This window comes from Micromonospora sp. NPDC049497 (assembly GCF_044465805.1).
In the GTDB taxonomy this organism is placed as follows: Bacteria; Actinomycetota; Actinomycetes; order Mycobacteriales; family Micromonosporaceae; genus Micromonospora.
In genome coordinates, this window is record NZ_JBITMC010000005.1 from 15,630 (window position 1) to 31,740 (window position 16,111).

The following is a 16,111-nucleotide window of genomic DNA, read 5'->3' on the forward strand; positions in this document are numbered from 1 at the left end:
GGGACGATCCGCGACGAACGCCGCCCGCCCGGCCCCTTGGGACGGGCGGCGCTCAGCCTTCCCGGCCCTCCGGCCGGCCGCCCCGGCTGTAGTCGCCGTCCAGGTCGTCCCGCGGCTCGTCCAGGCCGTCGCCGCCCTGCTGGGCGGGCCGTTCCTGCTGGCGGCGTTCCAACCGGCTCCGGCGCTGGTTCGCCTCGTCCAGCTCCTCGGCCAGCCGGGCCAGCTCGGAGCGGAGGAAGTCCCGGGTGGCCACCTCGCCCATCGCGTTGCGCAGCGCGGCGATCTCCCGGGTCAGGTACTCGGTGTCCGCCTTCTGCATCGAGGCTCGGCGCCGGTCCTCCTCCAGCGCCACCCGGTCCCGGTCGGCCTGCCGGTTCTGCGCGAGCAGGATCAGCGGCGCCGCGTAGCTGGCCTGCAGGGACAGGATCAAGGTCAGGAACGTGAAGGTGTACGGGTCGAAGCGCAGGTTCGCCGGAGCGAGGGTGTTCCAGACGAACCAGGCGGCGATGACCACCGTCATGTAGACGATGAAGTTCGCCGTGCCCATCCCCCGGGCGATCCCCTCCGACCAGCGACCAAAGGCCTCCGGGTCGAACCGGGGCAGAGTCAACCGTCGGGGCTCGCGCGGCTGGTCGAGCCGCTGTGGCCGGCGCTGCTCAGCCATCGTCGCCGTCCAGCGCCCCGCCGGGCGGGGACACCGCCGTCACGGCGTCCCGGTCACGCCAGTCCCGGGGCAGCAGGTGGTCCAGCACGTCGTCCACGGTGACGGCGCCGACCAGCCGGTTGTTGCGGTCGATCACCGGCATGGCCACCAGGTCGTACGTGGCCATGCGGCGGGTGATCTCGGGCAGCGGGGTGGTCGGCCGCAACGGGTCGATGTCGTTGACCACGATGCCGCCCAGCATGTCCGCCGGCGGCTCCCTGAGCAGGCGCTGGAAGTGCACCATGCCGAGGTACCGCCCGGTGGGCGTGGTCATCGGCGCCCGCGTCACGAAGACCTGGGCGGCCACGGCGGGGGAGAGCTGCACCTCCCGGACCCGGGCCAGCGCCTCGGCGACGGTGGCGTCCGGCGGCAGGATGACCGGCTCGGAGGTCATCACGCCGCCGGCCGTGCCCGGCATGTACTTCAGCAGTTGGCGTACCGGGTCCGCCTCGCCCGGCTCCATCAGGTCGAGCAGCACGTCCTGCTCCGGCGGCGGCAGCTCGTTGAGCAGGTCGGCCGCGTCGTCCGGGTCCATCTCCTCCAGCACGTCCGCGGCCCGTTCCCGGTCCAGCGCGACCAGGATCTCCACCTGGTCGTGCTCCGGCAGCTCGCTGAGCACGTCGGCCAGCCGCTCGTCGTCGAGGGCCGCCGCGACCTCGTTGCGGCGCGCGTCGGGCAGGTCCTGGAGCGCGTTGGCCAGGTCGGCGGGACGCATGTCCTCCAGGACGGCGAGCAGGTTGGCGGTGCCCCGGGTGGTGGCGATGCCGCTCAGGCCACGGACCTTGTCCCACTCCACCTGGTGCAGGTGGCCGCGCCGGGTGAGCCGGCCGGTCTGCTCGCGTACGGCCACCCGGCTGAGCGACCACTCACCGCCCCGGCTGCACTCCATCGCGATGTCGACGACCGCGCCGGACTGGCCGCCCGGGTCGATCTGCACCCGCCGGTCGAGCAGCTCCTGGAGCACCAGCAGCTCGTTGGGGCGCTTCTCGAAGCGCCGCAGGTTGAGGGTGCCGCTGCCGAGCACCACCGCGTCGGCGTCGATGGAGGTGATGCGGTTGATGGAGAGGAAGATCCGACGCCGCATCGGCATCTCGGCGACGAGGCCGACCACCTCCGGCGGGCGCTGGGTCGAGCGCAGCCGCGCCACCGCGTCACGGACCCGCCCCACCTGGTCGCCGTTGGGGTCGAACACGGCGACTCCGGCGAGGCGGGCGATGTAGACCCGGGTCGGCGTACTCACGGGCACCAGCCTAAGCGCCTAGTGTTTATCAACATGTCGACCTTGGCCTACGAGATCGTGGACGTCTTCACCGACCGCCCCTTCGCGGGCAACCCCCTGGCGGTGGTGTTCGGTGCCGAAGCACTGGCAACCGACCAGATGCAGGCGCTCGCGGTGGAGTTCAACCTTTCCGAGACGGTCTTCGTGCTCCCGGCCACCCAGGTTGGCGCCACCTACCGGGCCCGCATCTTCACCCCCGCCGCCGAGATCCCGTTCGCCGGGCACCCGAGTGTCGGTGCGGCCTTCACCGCCGCCCGGCGGGGCCTGTTCGGTGTGGGGCAGGTCACCCAGGAGTGCGTCGCCGGCGTCCTGCCGATCGAGGTGACCCCGACCGGGGCGACCCTCACCGGCGGCACCCCCACGCTCGGACCGGAGCTGGATCCGGAGCCGCTGCTGGAGATGGCGGGACTCACCGCCGCCGACCACGCCGGTCCCGCGCCCCGGGTGGCCGGCTGCGGGCTGGAGTTCCCGTACCTGCCGGTGCGTCCGGACGCGGTGGCCCGCGCCCGGATGAACGCGGCGGCGGCGGAGCGGTACGGGGTGGAGCACGTCAGCGTCTTCTCCTGGGACGCCACCGCGCAAACCGCGCACGCCCGTGTCTTCGTGCCGGGGCTCGGCGTTCCGGAGGACCCGGCGACCGGCTCGGCGGCGCTCGGGCTGGGTGTGTGGCTGGTGGCCAGCGGTCTGCTGCCGGGCGACGGGCACGCGGCGTACACCGTCCGGCAGGGTGTCGAGATGGGCCGGCCGTCGTCGCTGTCGTGCACGGTGACCGCGGCGGGCGGCCAGGCCGTCGGCGCGACGGTCGCGGGTCAGGTGGTCCCGGTGGCGCGCGGCGAGATCATGGTGCCGCCGTTCGTCGGCTGACAGGACCGGCCGCGATGGGGGAGGATGCCGGAGTGGATCCCCGCAGCACACCCCTGGTCGACGAGGCACTGAAGAAGGCGGCCGTGGCCTGGGTGAACGTTCCCGGCGGCCCGGCGTACGGGCTGTGGTGCGTCCCGCTGGAGGGGGCGCTGTTCGTGGTCAGCGGGCCGGGCGAGCAGTCCGCGCCGGGGCTGGCCGACGCGACGGAGGCGCAGGTGACCCTGCGCGGCGACCACGGCGGCCGGATCGTCACCTGGCCCGCCCGGGTGACCCGGCTGGCCCCGGGCACCGAGCACTGGGACACCACCGCCCCGCTGGTCGCCGCCAAGCGGCTGAACGCCCGCGGTACGGCGGCCGACCTGGTGGCGCGGTGGGCGGCCGACGGGTGTGCGCTGAACCAGCTCACCCCGGCCGGTGACCCGCTCGCCGGGGCGGCGCTCCCGGCGGAGTCACTGGCCGAGGTGCCCCGGGAGACGCCGGTCGTGCGCGCCACCCGCAAGCCCTTCCGCCTGCACCGCGTCCGCCGTCGCTGACCGGCGCGGTACGCCGGCCCGACGCCGGGTCGGGCGCGGTGCCGTGACCGGGGCGTGCCGGTCAGGTGGCGCCGGCCGGCACCGCCGCGTCGGTGAGGGTCGCCGTGCCGTCGACCAGGCCGACCACCTCGGCGAGCGAGTGCAGGACCGGCCCGTGCCAGGAGTCGTCGGCGTTGAACACCATGTGACCGGCGAGGTCCGGTGCGGCCAGCCGGACCGCCGTCATCCCGGTGCGCTGCGCCCCGGTCAGCTCCTGGCTGCCGCCGTCGCCGACGAACAGGCAGTCCACCGGCGCCACCCCGAGCCGGTGGCACGCCGTCAGGTAGAGCGCGGGGTCGGGCTTGCAGCGGCCCACCTGGACGGAGAACACCCGTACGTCGACCAGCGGCGCGATCGGCAACTGCGGCAGGAACGCCGGCAGCTCGTGGGTGCAGTCGCTGACGATCCCGGTCCGTACGGCCCGTGCGCGTAGCGCGGCCAGCGTGGGCACCGCCTCGTCGCGCAGTCGGGTGTCGGCGCGTACGGCGCGGTGGCGGGCGGCGACCGCGCAGCGCACCGCCTCGTCGGAGGGGTGGACGCCGGCCTGGTCGCAGACCCAGCGCATGGTGGCCTCGGCGTCGCCCAGCCGCCCGCTGGCGCGCTGGTAGAAGGTGCGGTCGAGCACGTCGATGAAGGCGTCGCGGGGGCAGCCGAGCAGGTCGGCGGTGCCGGAGTGGGCGGCGCCGCGCTGGACGGAGCGGGTCAGCGTGCCGAAGAAGTCGAACAGCACCGCCTGGTACGTGGGCATGGGAGCGCCTCCGGGCGGTCGAGGGTGTCGCCGGCGGGACGATCGTGATCGTAACGGAGCATTGACGTTGCGTGGTGGCTCGAACGTGTGAGGATTGCTCCCCGTGTCCTCCGCCGCGCACCGCCCGCCCCTCGACCCGGTGACCACCGGGGCGCTCGTCCTCGCCGTCGCCGCCGTGTCGTCGTCCGCACCGCTGATCGCGTTCGCCGCGGCACCCGCCCTGGCCGTGGCGTTCTGGCGCAACATGCTCTCGGCCGCCGTGCTCGGCCCGTTCTCGCTGGCCCGACGGCGGGCCGAGTTCCGCGCGCTGACCGTGGGTGCCGGGCGGCGGGAGGGCCTCTTCTGCGTCCTGTCCGGCGTGGCGCTGGCCGCGCACTTCGCCACGTGGATGCCGAGCGCCCAGCTCACGTCTGTCGCCGCCGCGACGGCCCTGGGCGCCACCCAGCCGGTCTGGCAGGGACTGATCGCCCGCGCCCAGGGACGCCGGCTGCCCGTCGCGGTGTGGGCCGGTGTCGGTGTGGCGGTGGTCGGTGCCGTCCTGGCCACCGGCGCGGACTTCGCGGTCTCCGGCCGGGCCTTCGCCGGTGACCTGCTCGCGATCGTGGGCGGCATGTTCGCGGCGGTCTACTCGGCGCTGGGGGAGCGGGCCCGGGCCACGATCAGTACGGCCACGTACACCACCATCTGCTACGGGGTGTGCGCGCTGCTGCTGCTCGTGGTCTGCCTGGTCGGCCGGGTGCCGCTGACCGGCTTCGACGCCGGCACCTGGGCGGCCGTGCTGGCCCTGGTGGTCGGTGCCCAACTGCTCGGTCATTCCATGTTCAACTACGCGCTGCGGCGCGTCTCGGCCGTCACGATCAGCGTCCTGATCCTGCTGGAGGCGCCGGGGGCCGCCCTGATCGGCTGGGTGTGGCTCGACCAGCTGCCGCGTCCGCTCGCCCTGCCCGGCCTGGCGCTGCTCCTGGCGGGCGTCGCCGTGGTGGTGCTCGGCGGCCGGGCGGCCCGTCGTGTCCCGCCGGTGTCCACCGCCGTCCCGGCCGACACCGCCCCGCTGCGCGACTGATCCGCGGCCCACCGCCCACCGAAGAGCCGCCGCCCGCGAAGAGCCGCACGTTCACGGAAAGAGTGGCCATTCGACCGCCGACACGGCCGCTTTCCGTGAAAGTGCGAGGGGAGGAAGCGGGAACGCGGACAGTGGGCGGGGGATCGTGACGGGGGACGACCGGGCGGACGGGCACGAGGGTGGTGCCGAGCGCGGCACCGTCGTCACGCCGTCGGCCGAGTTCCCGCCGCTGCGCCCGGACGAGTTGGGCGCGCTGCGCCGGATCGGGGAGGCGTGGCGGGGCGGCGCGTCGCGTACCGACGCCCTGCCGGTCGACCCGACGTTGCGCCGGCACGGGGAACGACCGGCGCCGACCCGGTTCGGGCGGCTCGCGCCGATCGCCATGTTCCGGGTGGAAAAGCCGGACGAGCTGGTCGCCGCCGAACCGGCCAACGTCCCCGGCAGCCGCTTCGGCCGGTCGGTCACCCGACTCCGGCGGGCGTTGTTCGGGCCGCCGCTGAGCAGCGCCGCCGTGCTCTACGAGCGGATGCGCAAGACGGTCGCCCTGCCGGTGCTCTCCTCGGACCTGCTCAGCTCGGTGGCGTACGGACCGGAGGCCATGCTCGCCGTGCTGGTGCTCGCCGGCAGCGGGGCGCTCGGGCTGTCCCTGCCGCTCGCCGTCGGGTTGGCGGTGCTGATGGTCGCGGTCGGCGCCTCGTACCGCCAGACCATCGCGGCGTACCCGCACGGCGCCGGCTCCTACATCGTGGCCGGGGACAACCTCGGTCCCCGGGCCGGCCTGGTCGCCGCGGCCGGCCTGATCCTGGACTACGTCCTGACGGTGGCGGTGTCCGTCGCGGCCGGCGTGCAGGCGGTCACCTCGGCGCTGCCGGCGCTGACGCCGCTGGCCGTGCCGCTCGGCGTCCTGGTGATCGCGCTGCTGCTCGCCGGCAACCTCCGGGGCGTACGCGTCGCCGGCAACCTGTTCGTGCTGCCCACGTACGCCTTCGTGGTCGCGGTCGTCGCGCTGCTGCTGGCCGGCGGCTTCCAGGCGGCGGCCCGGGGTTTCACGCCCGTGCCGCCGGATCCGGTGCCGGCGGTCGAGGGCCTGTCGCTGCTGCTGGTGTTGCGGGCGTTCTCCTCCGGCGCGGTGTCGATGACCGGCATCGAGGCCGTCTCCAACGCGGTGACCGCCTTCCGGACGCCGGAGTGGCGCAACGCGCGCACCACGCTGACCTGGATGATCGGCATGCTCGTGGTGCTCTTCGCGGGTCTGACCCTGCTGTTCCACCAGGCCGGGCTGGTGCCGGCGTCCGACGAGACGATGCTGTCCCAACTGGCCCGGGTGACCTTCCCGAGCGGCCCGTGGTACGGGCTCGTCCAGGCGGCCACCGCGACCATCCTCCTGCTCGCCGCGAACACCGCCTTCAACGGCTTCCCCCGGCTGCTCTTCTTCATGGCCCGCGACGGGCACGCCCCCCGCCGGTTCCTGCACATGGGCGACCGGCTGGCCTTCAGCAACGGCCTGCTCGCGCTCGCCGTGGCCGCCGCCGTGATCCTGGTCGCGTTCCGCGGGCACACCGAGGCGCTGATCCCGCTCTACGCGGTGGGCGTGTTCCTCGCCTTCACGCTGTCGCAGGCTGGCATGGTCGTGCACTGGCGTCGCCACCGGGGGCCGGGCTGGCGGCGACGGGCGACCCTGAACGCCGTCGGCGCGACGCTGTCCGGACTGGTGCTGGTCACGGCGGGGGTCAGCAAGTTCACCGAGGGCGCGTGGGTGGTGGTCGTCGCCGTACCGCTGCTGGTCCTGCTCTTCCGCGCCATCCACCGGCACTACCGCATCCTGCACCGGTCGCTCGCGCTGCGCCCACCGTCGGACGCCGGGCCGTCCGGCGCCGCCGCGTCCGAGGTGCAGGAACTGCCCCAGGAGGTACGCCACCTGGTCGTCGTGCCGGTCGCCCGGCTGAACCGGGCGTCGCTGCGCGGCCTGGCGTACGCGGCCTCACTCAGCCAGCCGACGCTGGCCGTGCACATCGCACCGGAGGAACCGGAGGCGGACCGGTTCCGGGAGCAGTGGCGGGCGTGGGGCGACCACGTGCGGCTGGAGACGATCGTGTCGCCGTACCGGGCGGTGATCGGGCCGCTGGCGCACTACCTGGAGGCGCTGCACGCCGGGCGGGCGGACCTGGTGCTGACCGTGGTGGTGCCCGAGGTGATGGTGCGCCGCCGCTGGCACCGGCCCCTGCACAGCCGCACCGAGAAGCGGCTGCGCGCCGCGCTCCGGCCGCTGCCCGGGGTGGTCGTCACCAGCGTCCCGGTGCACCTGACCGAGTAGCGGGTCAGGCGTCGATGCCGACGGCCTTCGCGCTGGCCGCCCAGAGCCGCGCCGCGAGCTGCGGGTCGGCCGCCTTCGGCAGCGGCCGGCGCACCCGGCGGTCCGCGTAGTAGCCGCCGGTCTGGAGCCGGGACGGGTCCTGGTTGGCGAGCCACACCAGCGTCTCCGCGCCCTTTTCCGGGCTGCGGAACGGCAGGAACCGCATGCCGATGGCGACCAGGCGGCTGTCGTTGCCGAACCGGGTCCGCACCACCCCGGGGTGGAAGGAGTACGCGGGGATCCCGGGCCAGCGCCGGGCCGCCTCGGCGGTGAACAGGATGTTCGCCTGCTTGCTGGTGCCGTAGGCGTTCATCGGCCGGTACCGGCCCAGCGGTGCGTTCAGGTCGTCCGGGTCGAGGGTGCCGCTGCGGTGTGCGCCGGAGGCGGTGACGACCATCCGCCCGATCCGGTCCCGCAGCAGGTTGGTCAGCAGGAACGGCGCCAGGTGGTTGGCCTGGATCGACAGCTCGAAGCCGTCCACCGTGGTGATCGGCTGGAGCACGATCGCCCCGGCGTTGTTGGCCAGCACGTCGATCCGGTCGTACGCGGACCGCAGCAGTTCGGCCAGCCGCCGTACGTCGTCGAGGACCGCGAAGTCGGCCCGGAACAGCTCCGGGCGTTCCCCGGCGGCCTCCCGCACCTGCTCCGCCGCCGCCTGGAGGCGGGCCGGGTCACGCCCGACCAGTACCACCTGGTCGCCGCGGCACGCCAGGTCGACGGCGGCCGCCAGGCCGATGCCGGAGCTGGCCCCGGTCACCACCACCAGTCGACGCTCAGTGAGATCTTCCACAGGTCCATTCACCCCGGTCACGGCACGAGGTTACCGTGGCGTCACAACGCCCTTTGGGATCGTTAAGTTTCCGCAAACGTCCGTCAGCTGGCGTCGGCGTGTCCGCCGGACGCTGGAAGGAGCGCATCCATGGCCGCAGTCGGTCGCCCCCGCCGGTCCTGCCTCGCGGTACCGGGTTCCAGCGTCAAGATGCTCGGCAAGGCCCAGGGCCTGCCCGCCGACCAGGTCTTCCTCGACCTGGAGGACGCGGTCGCGCCGCTGGCCAAGCCGGACGCCCGCAAGAACATCGTGGCGACTCTCAACGAGGGCGACTGGGCGGGCAAGACCCGCGTCGTACGGGTCAACGACCTCACCACACCGTGGACCTACCGGGACGTCATCGAGGTCGTGGAGGGCGCGGGCGCGAACCTCGACTGCATCATGCTGCCGAAGGTGCAGAACGCCGCCCAGGTGCAGTGGCTGGACATGACGCTGACCCAGTTGGAGAAGACCCTCGGCCTGGAGGTCGGCCGGATCGGCATCGAGGCGCAGATCGAGAACGCCGCCGGCCTGGTCAACGTGGACGCGATCGCCGCCGCGTCGCCCCGGGTGGAGACGATCATCTTCGGCCCGGCCGACTTCATGGCCTCGATCAACATGAAGTCGCTGGTGGTGGGCGCGCTGATCCCGGACTACCCGGGCGACCCGTACCACTACATCCTGATGCGCATCCTCATGGCCGCCCGCATGCACGACAAGCAGGCCATCGACGGCCCGTTCCTGCAGATCCGCGACGTGGACGCGTTCCGCGAGGTCGCCAAGCGGTCGGCGGCGCTCGGCTTCGACGGCAAGTGGGTGCTGCACCCGGGCCAGATCGACGCCGCCAACGAGGTGTACCAGCCGGCGCAGGCCGACTACGACCACGCCGAGCTGATCCTCGACGCGTACGAGCACTACACCTCGGAGGCCGGCGGGAAGCTGGGCGCGGTGATGCTCGGCGACGAGATGATCGACGAGGCGTCCCGCAAGATGGCGCTGGTGATCGCGGCCAAGGGTCGCGCGGCCGGGATGACCCGGACGTCGACGTTCACCCCGCCGGCCGAGTAGCGCCGCCCGTACCGGATCGTGCCGCCCCGGCCCGGCCGGGGCGGCACGACGCGTCTCACCAGTTGTTACTGCTGCTGCTGCCACCGTCGGACGTGACCGCGATGACGGCGACCACGACGTAGAAGGCGATGAGCAGGCCGAGGAGCCCGGTGAGGATCCAGCCGACGATGATGGCGGCCTTCGCCATGCCCTCGCCGGCCTCACCGGTCTGCTGGATCTGCTTGCGCGCGACGTGACCCAGGATCGCCCCGATCGGGGCGGTGATGCAGGACCCGACGCCGACCAGGGCCAGCACGAGCGCGGCGATGGCCAGCCCGTTGGTCTTCTGCTGCGGGGCGTAGCCGTAGCCGTGAACGCCGTAGGGCGGCGGCGGGTAGCCGCCCGCGTACGGGTCGGCGCCCTTGTGCACGTCCGCGTGCGGACCGCCGAGGTGCGGCGCGGCGTACGGGTCGGTGGGCTGCGGCGCCCCGACGTACGGGTTGGCAGGGGCGTACGGGTCACCACCGGGCTGGGCGGGGATCGGGCTGCCGGCAGCGAGGGTCGGATCGGCCGGAGGGCCGGACTGCTGACCCGACCACGAGGGGTCGGACCAACCGCCGGACGGCGGGGGGTATGTCATCGTCTGTTCTCCATCGGCTGGGGATGCGCGCCGTCAGGGTAGCCATCCGCGCCCAAACTTGGAGATCCCCGTACCGGGTGCCGCGTTGCCCGGACCACGGTGAGGGGGCAGGATCCTGGCATGGCGAATGACGCGCGGGCCACGGACACCTCCGGCCGGGCACTCCCCGAGCCGGTGACCATGCGGCTCGACGGGAAGGTCGCCCTGGTGACCGGTGCGGGCAGCCCGGACGGCATCGGGTACGCGACCGCCCGGCGGCTCGCCGACCTGGGCGCCCGGGTCGCCATCGTCTCCACCACCCGCCGGATCCACGAGCGGGCGGGCGAGCTGGGGGTGACCGGCTTCGTCGCCGACCTCACCGACGAGTCGGAGGTGGGCGCGCTCGCCGATGCGGTCGCCGAGCAGCTCGGTGACGTGGAGGTGTTGGTCAACAACGCCGGGCTGGCCAGCCGGGCGAGCCCGGAGGTGCTGCGCCCGGTCGCCCAGCTGAGTTACGACGAGTGGCGCGGCGAGATCGACCGGAACCTGACCACCGCCTTCCTGTGCAGCCGGGCGTTCATCGGCGGCATGGCGGAGCGCGGCTGGGGCCGGATCGTGAACCTCGCGGCCACCGCCGGGCCGGTCAACGCGCTGCCCACCGAGGCGGCGTACGCGGCGGCCAAGGCGGGTGTGGTCGGGCTCACCCGGGCGCTGGCCATGGAGATGGTGGCCGACGGGGTGACCGTCAACGCGGTGGCCCCGGGCACCATCTACACGGCGGCGTCCACCATGGCGGAGATCAAGCAGGGCCTCGGCACGCCGGTCGGCCGACCGGGGACCCCGGACGAGGTGGCGTCGGCCATCACGTTCCTCTGTTCGCCCGCCGCGTCGTACATCACCGGCCAGATGCTCGTGGTGGACGGGGGCAACAGCGTCCGCGAGGCCCAGTTCCGCTGACCGTCAGTACCCCGTCATCCCGTCGTTGCCGGCGAGGGTGGCCAGCGCGATCCAGCCGCAGCAGAGCAGCAGGCCGAGCCCGGTGAAGACGTAGCTGAGGATCAGGCCCCAGGTGGCGAGCTGGTCGCCGTCCTCGCCGGTGGTGCGGATCTGCCGCTTGGCGAGGTGGCCCAGGACGATGCCGGCCGGGGCGAAGACGAAGGCGAACACCAGCGAGAGGATCGCGAGCACGTTCATACCGCCGCCGGGTCGCTGGCCCGGGCCGGACGGCGGGCCGTACTGGCCGTACGGCGGCTGCGGGGTGTACGGGGGCTGGTGACCCCACTGCTGCCCGTGCGGCTGCTCGCCGGGATGCTCGTACGAGGGCTGCCCGTACGCGGGCTGCTGGCCGTACGGGTCCTGGCCGGGCTGCTGCCCGTAGGTCGGCGGCTCGGGACCGGCGGCGGGCTGCTCCCAGGGCGACGGCGTCCGGTCCGGGTCCGACGGACCCGGCGGCTGCGGTGGCTGGCTCACGCGACTGGTCCTCCTGCCGGTGGGGGCACTCGTCCTCTTGCCGGACGGTACCCCCAGCGGTGAACCTTTTCACAGCGGTTGTGTGGACTGGTCACCTTGGCCTCGCCCGTCGTGAGGTCGATACTGACCGAGCGTTCAGTTACCCACGAGTAGTGCGCCGATCCCCCGGAGGCTGAGATGGCCCGACTCGCCCAGACGCCCGGCCTGACCGATGTGCAGCGGTCGATCCTGGAAACCGTCCGGGAGTTCGCGGACAAGGAGATCATCCCGCACGCCCAGAGGCTGGAGCATGCGGACGAGTACCCGGCCGACATCCTCGAGGGGATGAAGGAGATGGGGCTGTTCGGTCTCACCATCGACGAGGAGTACGGCGGGCTGGGCGAGTCCCTGCTGACGTACGCCCTGGTGGTCGAGGAGCTGTCCCGGGGCTGGATGTCGATCTCCGGCATCGTCAACACCCACTTCATCGTGGCGTACCTGGTCTCCCAGCACGGCTCCGCCGAGCAGAAGGCCCGCCTGCTGCCGAGGATGGCCACCGGCGAGGTCCGGGGCGCGTTCTCGATGTCTGAGCCGGAGTGCGGCTCCGACGTCTCGGCGATCAAGTCGAAGGCCGTCCGAGACGGCGACAACTACGTCCTCAACGGCCAGAAGATGTGGCTGACCAACGGGGCCTACTCCTCGGTGGTCGCCACCCTGGTCAAGACCGACACCGGGGCCGACTCGGTCTACGGCAACATGAGCACCTTCCTGCTGGAGAAGGAGCCCGGCTTCGGCGAGACCGCCCCCGGCCTGACCATCCCCGGCAAGATCGACAAGATGGGCTACAAGGGCGTCGAGACCACCGAGATGGTCCTCGACGGCGTGACCGTTCCCGCCTCCGCCGTGCTCGGCGGCGAGGACAAGGTCGGCCGCGGCTTCTACCAGATGATGGACGGCATCGAGGTCGGCCGGGTCAACGTCGCCGCCCGCGCCTGCGGCATCTCCATCCGCGCCTTCGAGCTCGCCGTCGCGTACGCCCAGCAGCGGCGCACCTTCGGCCAGCCCCTCGCCAAGCACCAGGCGATCGCCTTCAAGCTCGCCGAGATGGGCACCAGGATCGAGGCGGCGCACGCCCTCATGGTCAACGCCGCCCGGCTCAAGGACGCCGGCCAGCGCAACGACGTCGAGGCCGGCATGGCGAAGCTGCTCGCCTCCGAGTACTGCGCCGAGGTCGTCCAGGAGGCGTTCCGCATCCACGGCGGCTACGGCTACTCCAAGGAGTACGAGATCGAGCGCCTCATGCGGGAGGCCCCGTTCCTGCTCATCGGCGAGGGCACCTCGGAGATCCAGAAGACCATCATCTCCCGCGGCCTCCTCAAGGAATACAAGCTCTGACGGTGCAAGGAAGGGCCCCTTCTTAACGCCTCCGGTAGAGGAGGGGTCCCTTCTTAACGCACACCCTCGGTCGGCTCCGGCACGGCGGGTTCCGGAGCGCTGACCGGCAGGCCGACCCCGAGCACCTCCGGTCTCCTCCGGTAGTGCTCGATCGCGGCGACCAGCCGATCCTCGGGCACGGCCGTGTCCCGTCCGCCCACCACGGGCGCCGGCTCGAGCGACTCCCACACCACGGGGCGCAGCCGCACGCCGTCGACCCGTCTGTTGTGTCGATGCGGAGTGGCGCGGTCGATGGCCGTCCAGCCGTACACCCGGCGACCGTGCCGGACGCCGCTGGCGGTGAGCGCCAGCCGTCCGGTGAACCGCACCTCCTCGTGGGCCACCCACCCGATGCCCACCGCGACCCCGGCCACGAGCGCCCCCCGGACGACCCGCGCCCAGGTCGGCTCCGCGGCGAGGGTGCTGATCAGCCCCGCGCCCAGGGCTGCCGCCATGATCGCGCCCCCGACCAGGTCGACCCAACCGGCGATGGACCGCCGGGCCACCAGGCCCGACTCGACCCCGTCCCGGCCCGCGACGCGCACCCGCCACACCAGGCGACCGTCGCGCCGGGGCCACCACCGCGTCGACAGCAGACGTGCGCCGGCGAGCAGCCAGATCGGGAAGGCGAGGTCGTACTGATCGGACGGCGGCACCTGAAGCAGGCCGGTGCCCACCAGAGCCGCGACACCCGCCCCCGCCGTCAGCGCGATCACCCGCCGCGCCCACAGCCCGTCCCCGGCCCTGGGCAACCACACTCCCCGCATGCCCGCAGACTAGAAGACCACGACCACCGTCCACCCGCACCCTTGATCAAGGGGTTTGCGCCGGGTTCCACCTGAGACCTGACGCAAACCCCTTGATCAACAAGGGAGGGGCGTCAGCCGAGCCGGGTGAGGCCGGCGGCGGCGCGTTCGACGATCAGGCACCGATCCTCGACGTAGTCGATGCCGGCCTCGGTGGCGATCCGCCGCGCCTCGGCCGACACGATGCCGAGCTGCAACCACACGGCCGGCGCGCCGATCGCCACGGCCTGGCGGACCACCTCGACCGCGTCCTGCGCCGGCCGGAACACGTCCACCAGGTCGACCGGGTGCGGGATGTCGGCCAGCGACCGGTAGACCCGCTCACTGAACAGCTCGTCGGCGGTCGGGTTGACCGGGATGATGCGCCACCCGTACCGCTGCATCTGCAACGGCACGCTGTGCGCGGCCTTGCCGGGATCGCGGGACGCGCCCACGACGGCGATCACGGCGGAGTCGGCGAGGATCTGCTGAGCGGAGCGCACCCGCCGACTCTAACGCCGCTGGTCAGTCGCCGCCGGTGAGTGTCCGGCACAACCGGGCGTACTCCTCCCGAGTGCCGATCCCCGTCCGGTGCTCCGGGTGCCGCGCGTAGTGCCGGACGGCGGCGGCGAGGAACACCGGTGCCACGTCGACGTTCCGCACCCGGAACCGCTGCTCGGCACGCCGCCGGGCGAGGCGCGACCGCCGCACCAGATCCGGCCGGACCAGGGGCAGCCGCAGGAAGGTGTCGCCCTGTGTCGCCCACAACGGCCCGTCGCGGTCCATCGCCGCCCACGGTACGAACACCGTGCGCCGGGGCCATCCGTAGCCGACCCCGTCCGGCGTGATCTCGACCAGGGGCAGGCGCAGCCACTGCTCCCGGACCACGATGGCGACGGCGACGGCCGTGACCACCAGCAGGAACCACCAGAAGGCGTCCCTGCCCCAGCGGGCCGAGTAGGTGACCAGCTGAAGGGGCAGCCACGCGGTCATGACGACCGGCAACGTCACTGGCCAGCGAGGCGGGGCGAAGAACGCGGACTGCTCCGGCGCCACCCGCAGCCCCGTCCGGCTGGGTGACCGGAACAGCTCGTGACCCCAGTAGCCGAGCCACAGGAGGATCGGCGCCAGCGCCACGAAGGCGCCGGTCGCTCCTCGATCGGCCAGCGTGCCGAGGACGCCCCAGAGCACACCGGCCACGACGGCCACGACCACCACCACCCGCTGCCGGCGCAGTGCCCGCTCGATCGTCTCCCGCACGGGCGGCAGCGTAGCCGTGGATTGCTACAGCAGGCTCAACTGCTCGGCGGCGGGTGGCGGGGGTGTCGGCTCGGGGAGGCGGCGGTTCTCGCCGTGCTCGCCCCGGTGCAGGCCGTGTCGCCGGGCCGCGATCCGCACCCGTGCGGTCAGCTCCCGCTGGTACGACTGCGGCGCGTACGCTCCCGCCCGGTACAGCTCGCGGTAGCGGGGCACCAGGTGGGGGAACTCCCGGCCGATCCAGTGCGCGTACCACTCCCGGGCACCAGGACGCAGGTGCAGAGCCATCGGCGTGACGCTGGCCGCCCCGGCGGCGGCGATCGCGGCGACCGTGGCGTCGATCGACTCGTCGTCGTCGCTGAGGCCGGGCAGGATCGGCGCCATCAGCACGCCCACCTCGAACCCCGCGTCGGTCAGGGTGCGCACCGCGTCGAGGCGACGGCGGGGACTCGGCGTTCCCGGTTCGGCAGCACGCCACAGCCGCTCGTCGACGAAACCCACCGAGTACGACAGCCCGACCCGGGTCACCTCGGCGGCCTGTCGCAGCAGCGGCAGGTCCCGCAGGATCAGGGTGCCTTTGGTGAGGATCGAGAACGGGTTCGCGAAGTCCCGCAGCGCGGCGATGATCTGCGGCATGAGCCGGTAGCGCCCCTCGGCCCGCTGGTAGCAGTCGACGTTGGTGCCCATCGCGATGTGGGCCCCTCGCCAGCGGGGTGCGGCCAGCTCTCGGCGGACCAGCTCGCCCGCGTTGACCTTGACGATCACCTTGCGGTCGAAGTCCGCGCCCGCGTCGAGGTCCAGATAGGTGTGAGTGTTCCTCGCGAAACAGTATTTACAGGCATGCGAACAGCCGCGGTACGGGTTGATCGTCCACTCGAAGGGCACCTGGGACGTGCCGGCCACCCTGTTGATGATCGACTTGGCCTGCACCTCGTAGAAGGTCATCCCGGCGAAGCCGGGCGTGTCGAAGGTGCGGACGACCGCGCCGGGCAGCGCCAGCGGCAGGGGTGGAGTCGCTGGCGCCGACCCGTCGGGAGGCCCCTCGTCCGGGGGAGCGGAGAGGTTGTCCCAGCGCATGGCCATCATTCGAACACGTGTGCGATAGGTGCGCAAGCCGGCTGGCGTGTTTC

The 16,111-nt window shown here is 73.0% G+C and carries 17 protein-coding genes; 7 read left to right on the top strand and 10 right to left on the bottom strand.

Annotated elements, in window-relative coordinates; all coding sequences use genetic code 11:
• Positions 1-52 precede the first annotated feature (52 nt).
• Positions 53-664 (bottom strand): DUF1003 domain-containing protein, encoded by a 612-nt coding sequence (locus ACIBR0_RS09430; RefSeq protein WP_396713864.1) that lies wholly within the window; start codon positions 662-664, stop codon positions 53-55.
• Positions 657-1,943, bottom strand: coding sequence for a magnesium transporter MgtE N-terminal domain-containing protein (locus ACIBR0_RS09435; RefSeq protein ID WP_357028744.1), 1,287 nt, complete (start codon positions 1,941-1,943; stop codon positions 657-659). The genes ACIBR0_RS09430 and ACIBR0_RS09435 overlap by 8 nt, the downstream gene beginning before the upstream one ends.
• A 33-nt stretch (positions 1,944-1,976) precedes the next feature.
• Here ACIBR0_RS09435 and ACIBR0_RS09440 point away from each other — a divergent pair, with 33 nt between their 5' ends.
• Together ACIBR0_RS09440 and ACIBR0_RS09445 are read left to right on the top strand one after the other, a co-directional pair.
• Entirely contained in the window at positions 1,977-2,846 is an 870-nt protein-coding gene (locus ACIBR0_RS09440; RefSeq protein ID WP_396713867.1) for a PhzF family phenazine biosynthesis protein, read from the top strand.
• 14 nt (positions 2,847-2,860) lie between these two features.
• Entirely contained in the window at positions 2,861-3,379 is a 519-nt protein-coding gene (locus ACIBR0_RS09445; protein WP_396713869.1) for a hypothetical protein, read from the top strand.
• A 61-nt stretch (positions 3,380-3,440) separates the two neighbouring features.
• On the opposite strand, the gene ACIBR0_RS09450 is transcribed toward ACIBR0_RS09445, so the two are convergent.
• Positions 3,441-4,166, bottom strand: coding sequence for an HAD family hydrolase (locus ACIBR0_RS09450; protein WP_396713871.1), 726 nt, complete (start codon positions 4,164-4,166; stop codon positions 3,441-3,443).
• Between the two features lie 103 nt (positions 4,167-4,269).
• On the opposite strand from ACIBR0_RS09450, the gene ACIBR0_RS09455 reads away from it, so the two are divergent.
• Positions 4,270-5,229, top strand: coding sequence for a DMT family transporter (locus ACIBR0_RS09455; protein ID WP_396713873.1), 960 nt, complete (start codon positions 4,270-4,272; stop codon positions 5,227-5,229).
• 145 nt (positions 5,230-5,374) lie between these two features.
• Positions 5,375-7,543 (top strand): APC family permease, encoded by a 2,169-nt coding sequence (locus ACIBR0_RS09460; protein ID WP_396713875.1) that lies wholly within the window; start codon positions 5,375-5,377, stop codon positions 7,541-7,543.
• Positions 7,544-7,547: 4 nt separating this feature from the next.
• Here ACIBR0_RS09460 and ACIBR0_RS09465 read toward each other — a convergent pair whose 3' ends face one another.
• Positions 7,548-8,372, bottom strand: a complete 825-nt coding sequence (locus ACIBR0_RS09465; RefSeq protein ID WP_396713877.1) for an SDR family NAD(P)-dependent oxidoreductase — start codon at positions 8,370-8,372, stop codon at positions 7,548-7,550.
• Between the two features lie 129 nt (positions 8,373-8,501).
• Between ACIBR0_RS09465 and ACIBR0_RS09470 the strand changes: the two genes are divergently transcribed.
• The gene (locus ACIBR0_RS09470; RefSeq protein ID WP_357028765.1) at positions 8,502-9,458 is read left to right on the top strand and encodes a CoA ester lyase; all 957 of its coding nucleotides are present in this window, start codon (positions 8,502-8,504) and stop codon (positions 9,456-9,458) included.
• A gap of 55 nt (positions 9,459-9,513) precedes the next feature.
• Here ACIBR0_RS09470 and ACIBR0_RS09475 read toward each other — a convergent pair whose 3' ends face one another.
• The gene (locus tag ACIBR0_RS09475; RefSeq protein ID WP_396713879.1) at positions 9,514-10,077 is read right to left on the bottom strand and encodes a DUF4190 domain-containing protein; all 564 of its coding nucleotides are present in this window, start codon (positions 10,075-10,077) and stop codon (positions 9,514-9,516) included.
• Positions 10,078-10,197: 120 nt separating this feature from the next.
• Here ACIBR0_RS09475 and ACIBR0_RS09480 point away from each other — a divergent pair, with 120 nt between their 5' ends.
• Positions 10,198-11,013 (top strand): SDR family NAD(P)-dependent oxidoreductase, encoded by an 816-nt coding sequence (locus tag ACIBR0_RS09480; RefSeq protein WP_357028771.1) that lies wholly within the window; start codon positions 10,198-10,200, stop codon positions 11,011-11,013.
• A gap of 3 nt (positions 11,014-11,016) precedes the next feature.
• Here ACIBR0_RS09480 and ACIBR0_RS09485 read toward each other — a convergent pair whose 3' ends face one another.
• The gene (locus ACIBR0_RS09485; protein WP_396713881.1) at positions 11,017-11,526 is read right to left on the bottom strand and encodes a DUF4190 domain-containing protein; all 510 of its coding nucleotides are present in this window, start codon (positions 11,524-11,526) and stop codon (positions 11,017-11,019) included.
• Positions 11,527-11,703: 177 nt separating this feature from the next.
• Here ACIBR0_RS09485 and ACIBR0_RS09490 point away from each other — a divergent pair, with 177 nt between their 5' ends.
• Positions 11,704-12,900: an acyl-CoA dehydrogenase family protein gene (locus ACIBR0_RS09490; protein WP_396713883.1), complete on the top strand. Its 1,197-nt coding sequence runs from the start codon at positions 11,704-11,706 to the stop codon at positions 12,898-12,900.
• 53 nt (positions 12,901-12,953) lie between these two features.
• Here the strand turns inward: ACIBR0_RS09490 and ACIBR0_RS09495 are convergent, their stop codons facing one another.
• The 4 genes from ACIBR0_RS09495 to ACIBR0_RS09510 form a co-directional block, all read right to left on the bottom strand.
• Complete coding sequence (locus ACIBR0_RS09495; protein WP_396713885.1) at positions 12,954-13,706, bottom strand: hypothetical protein; 753 nt, start codon at positions 13,704-13,706, stop codon at positions 12,954-12,956.
• A gap of 113 nt (positions 13,707-13,819) precedes the next feature.
• Complete coding sequence (locus ACIBR0_RS09500; RefSeq protein WP_396713887.1) at positions 13,820-14,227, bottom strand: CoA-binding protein; 408 nt, start codon at positions 14,225-14,227, stop codon at positions 13,820-13,822.
• Positions 14,228-14,249: 22 nt separating this feature from the next.
• Positions 14,250-14,984, bottom strand: coding sequence for a hypothetical protein (locus ACIBR0_RS09505; RefSeq protein WP_396713889.1), 735 nt, complete (start codon positions 14,982-14,984; stop codon positions 14,250-14,252).
• Between the two features lie 24 nt (positions 14,985-15,008).
• Positions 15,009-16,058, bottom strand: coding sequence for an Rv2578c family radical SAM protein (locus ACIBR0_RS09510; RefSeq protein ID WP_396713891.1), 1,050 nt, complete (start codon positions 16,056-16,058; stop codon positions 15,009-15,011).
• Positions 16,059-16,111: the final 53 nt, after the last annotated feature.

Excerpts from the sequence above, each read along its gene's own strand:
- ACIBR0_RS09475 (WP_396713879.1), bottom strand. The coding sequence starts at position 10,077 with ATGACATACCCCCCGCCGTCCGGCGGTTGGTCCGACCCCTCGTGGTCG.
- ACIBR0_RS09430 (WP_396713864.1), bottom strand. The coding sequence starts at position 664 with ATGGCTGAGCAGCGCCGGCCACAGCGGCTCGACCAGCCGCGCGAGCCC.
- ACIBR0_RS09480 (WP_357028771.1), top strand. The coding sequence starts at position 10,198 with ATGGCGAATGACGCGCGGGCCACGGACACCTCCGGCCGGGCACTCCCC.
- ACIBR0_RS09510 (WP_396713891.1), bottom strand. The coding sequence starts at position 16,058 with ATGCGCTGGGACAACCTCTCCGCTCCCCCGGACGAGGGGCCTCCCGAC.
- ACIBR0_RS09470 (WP_357028765.1), top strand. The coding sequence starts at position 8,502 with ATGGCCGCAGTCGGTCGCCCCCGCCGGTCCTGCCTCGCGGTACCGGGT.
- ACIBR0_RS09495 (WP_396713885.1), bottom strand. The coding sequence starts at position 13,706 with ATGCGGGGAGTGTGGTTGCCCAGGGCCGGGGACGGGCTGTGGGCGCGG.
- ACIBR0_RS09445 (WP_396713869.1), top strand. The coding sequence starts at position 2,861 with ATGGGGGAGGATGCCGGAGTGGATCCCCGCAGCACACCCCTGGTCGAC.
- ACIBR0_RS09490 (WP_396713883.1), top strand. The coding sequence starts at position 11,704 with ATGGCCCGACTCGCCCAGACGCCCGGCCTGACCGATGTGCAGCGGTCG.
- ACIBR0_RS09450 (WP_396713871.1), bottom strand. The coding sequence starts at position 4,166 with ATGCCCACGTACCAGGCGGTGCTGTTCGACTTCTTCGGCACGCTGACC.
- ACIBR0_RS09440 (WP_396713867.1), top strand. The coding sequence starts at position 1,977 with ATGTCGACCTTGGCCTACGAGATCGTGGACGTCTTCACCGACCGCCCC.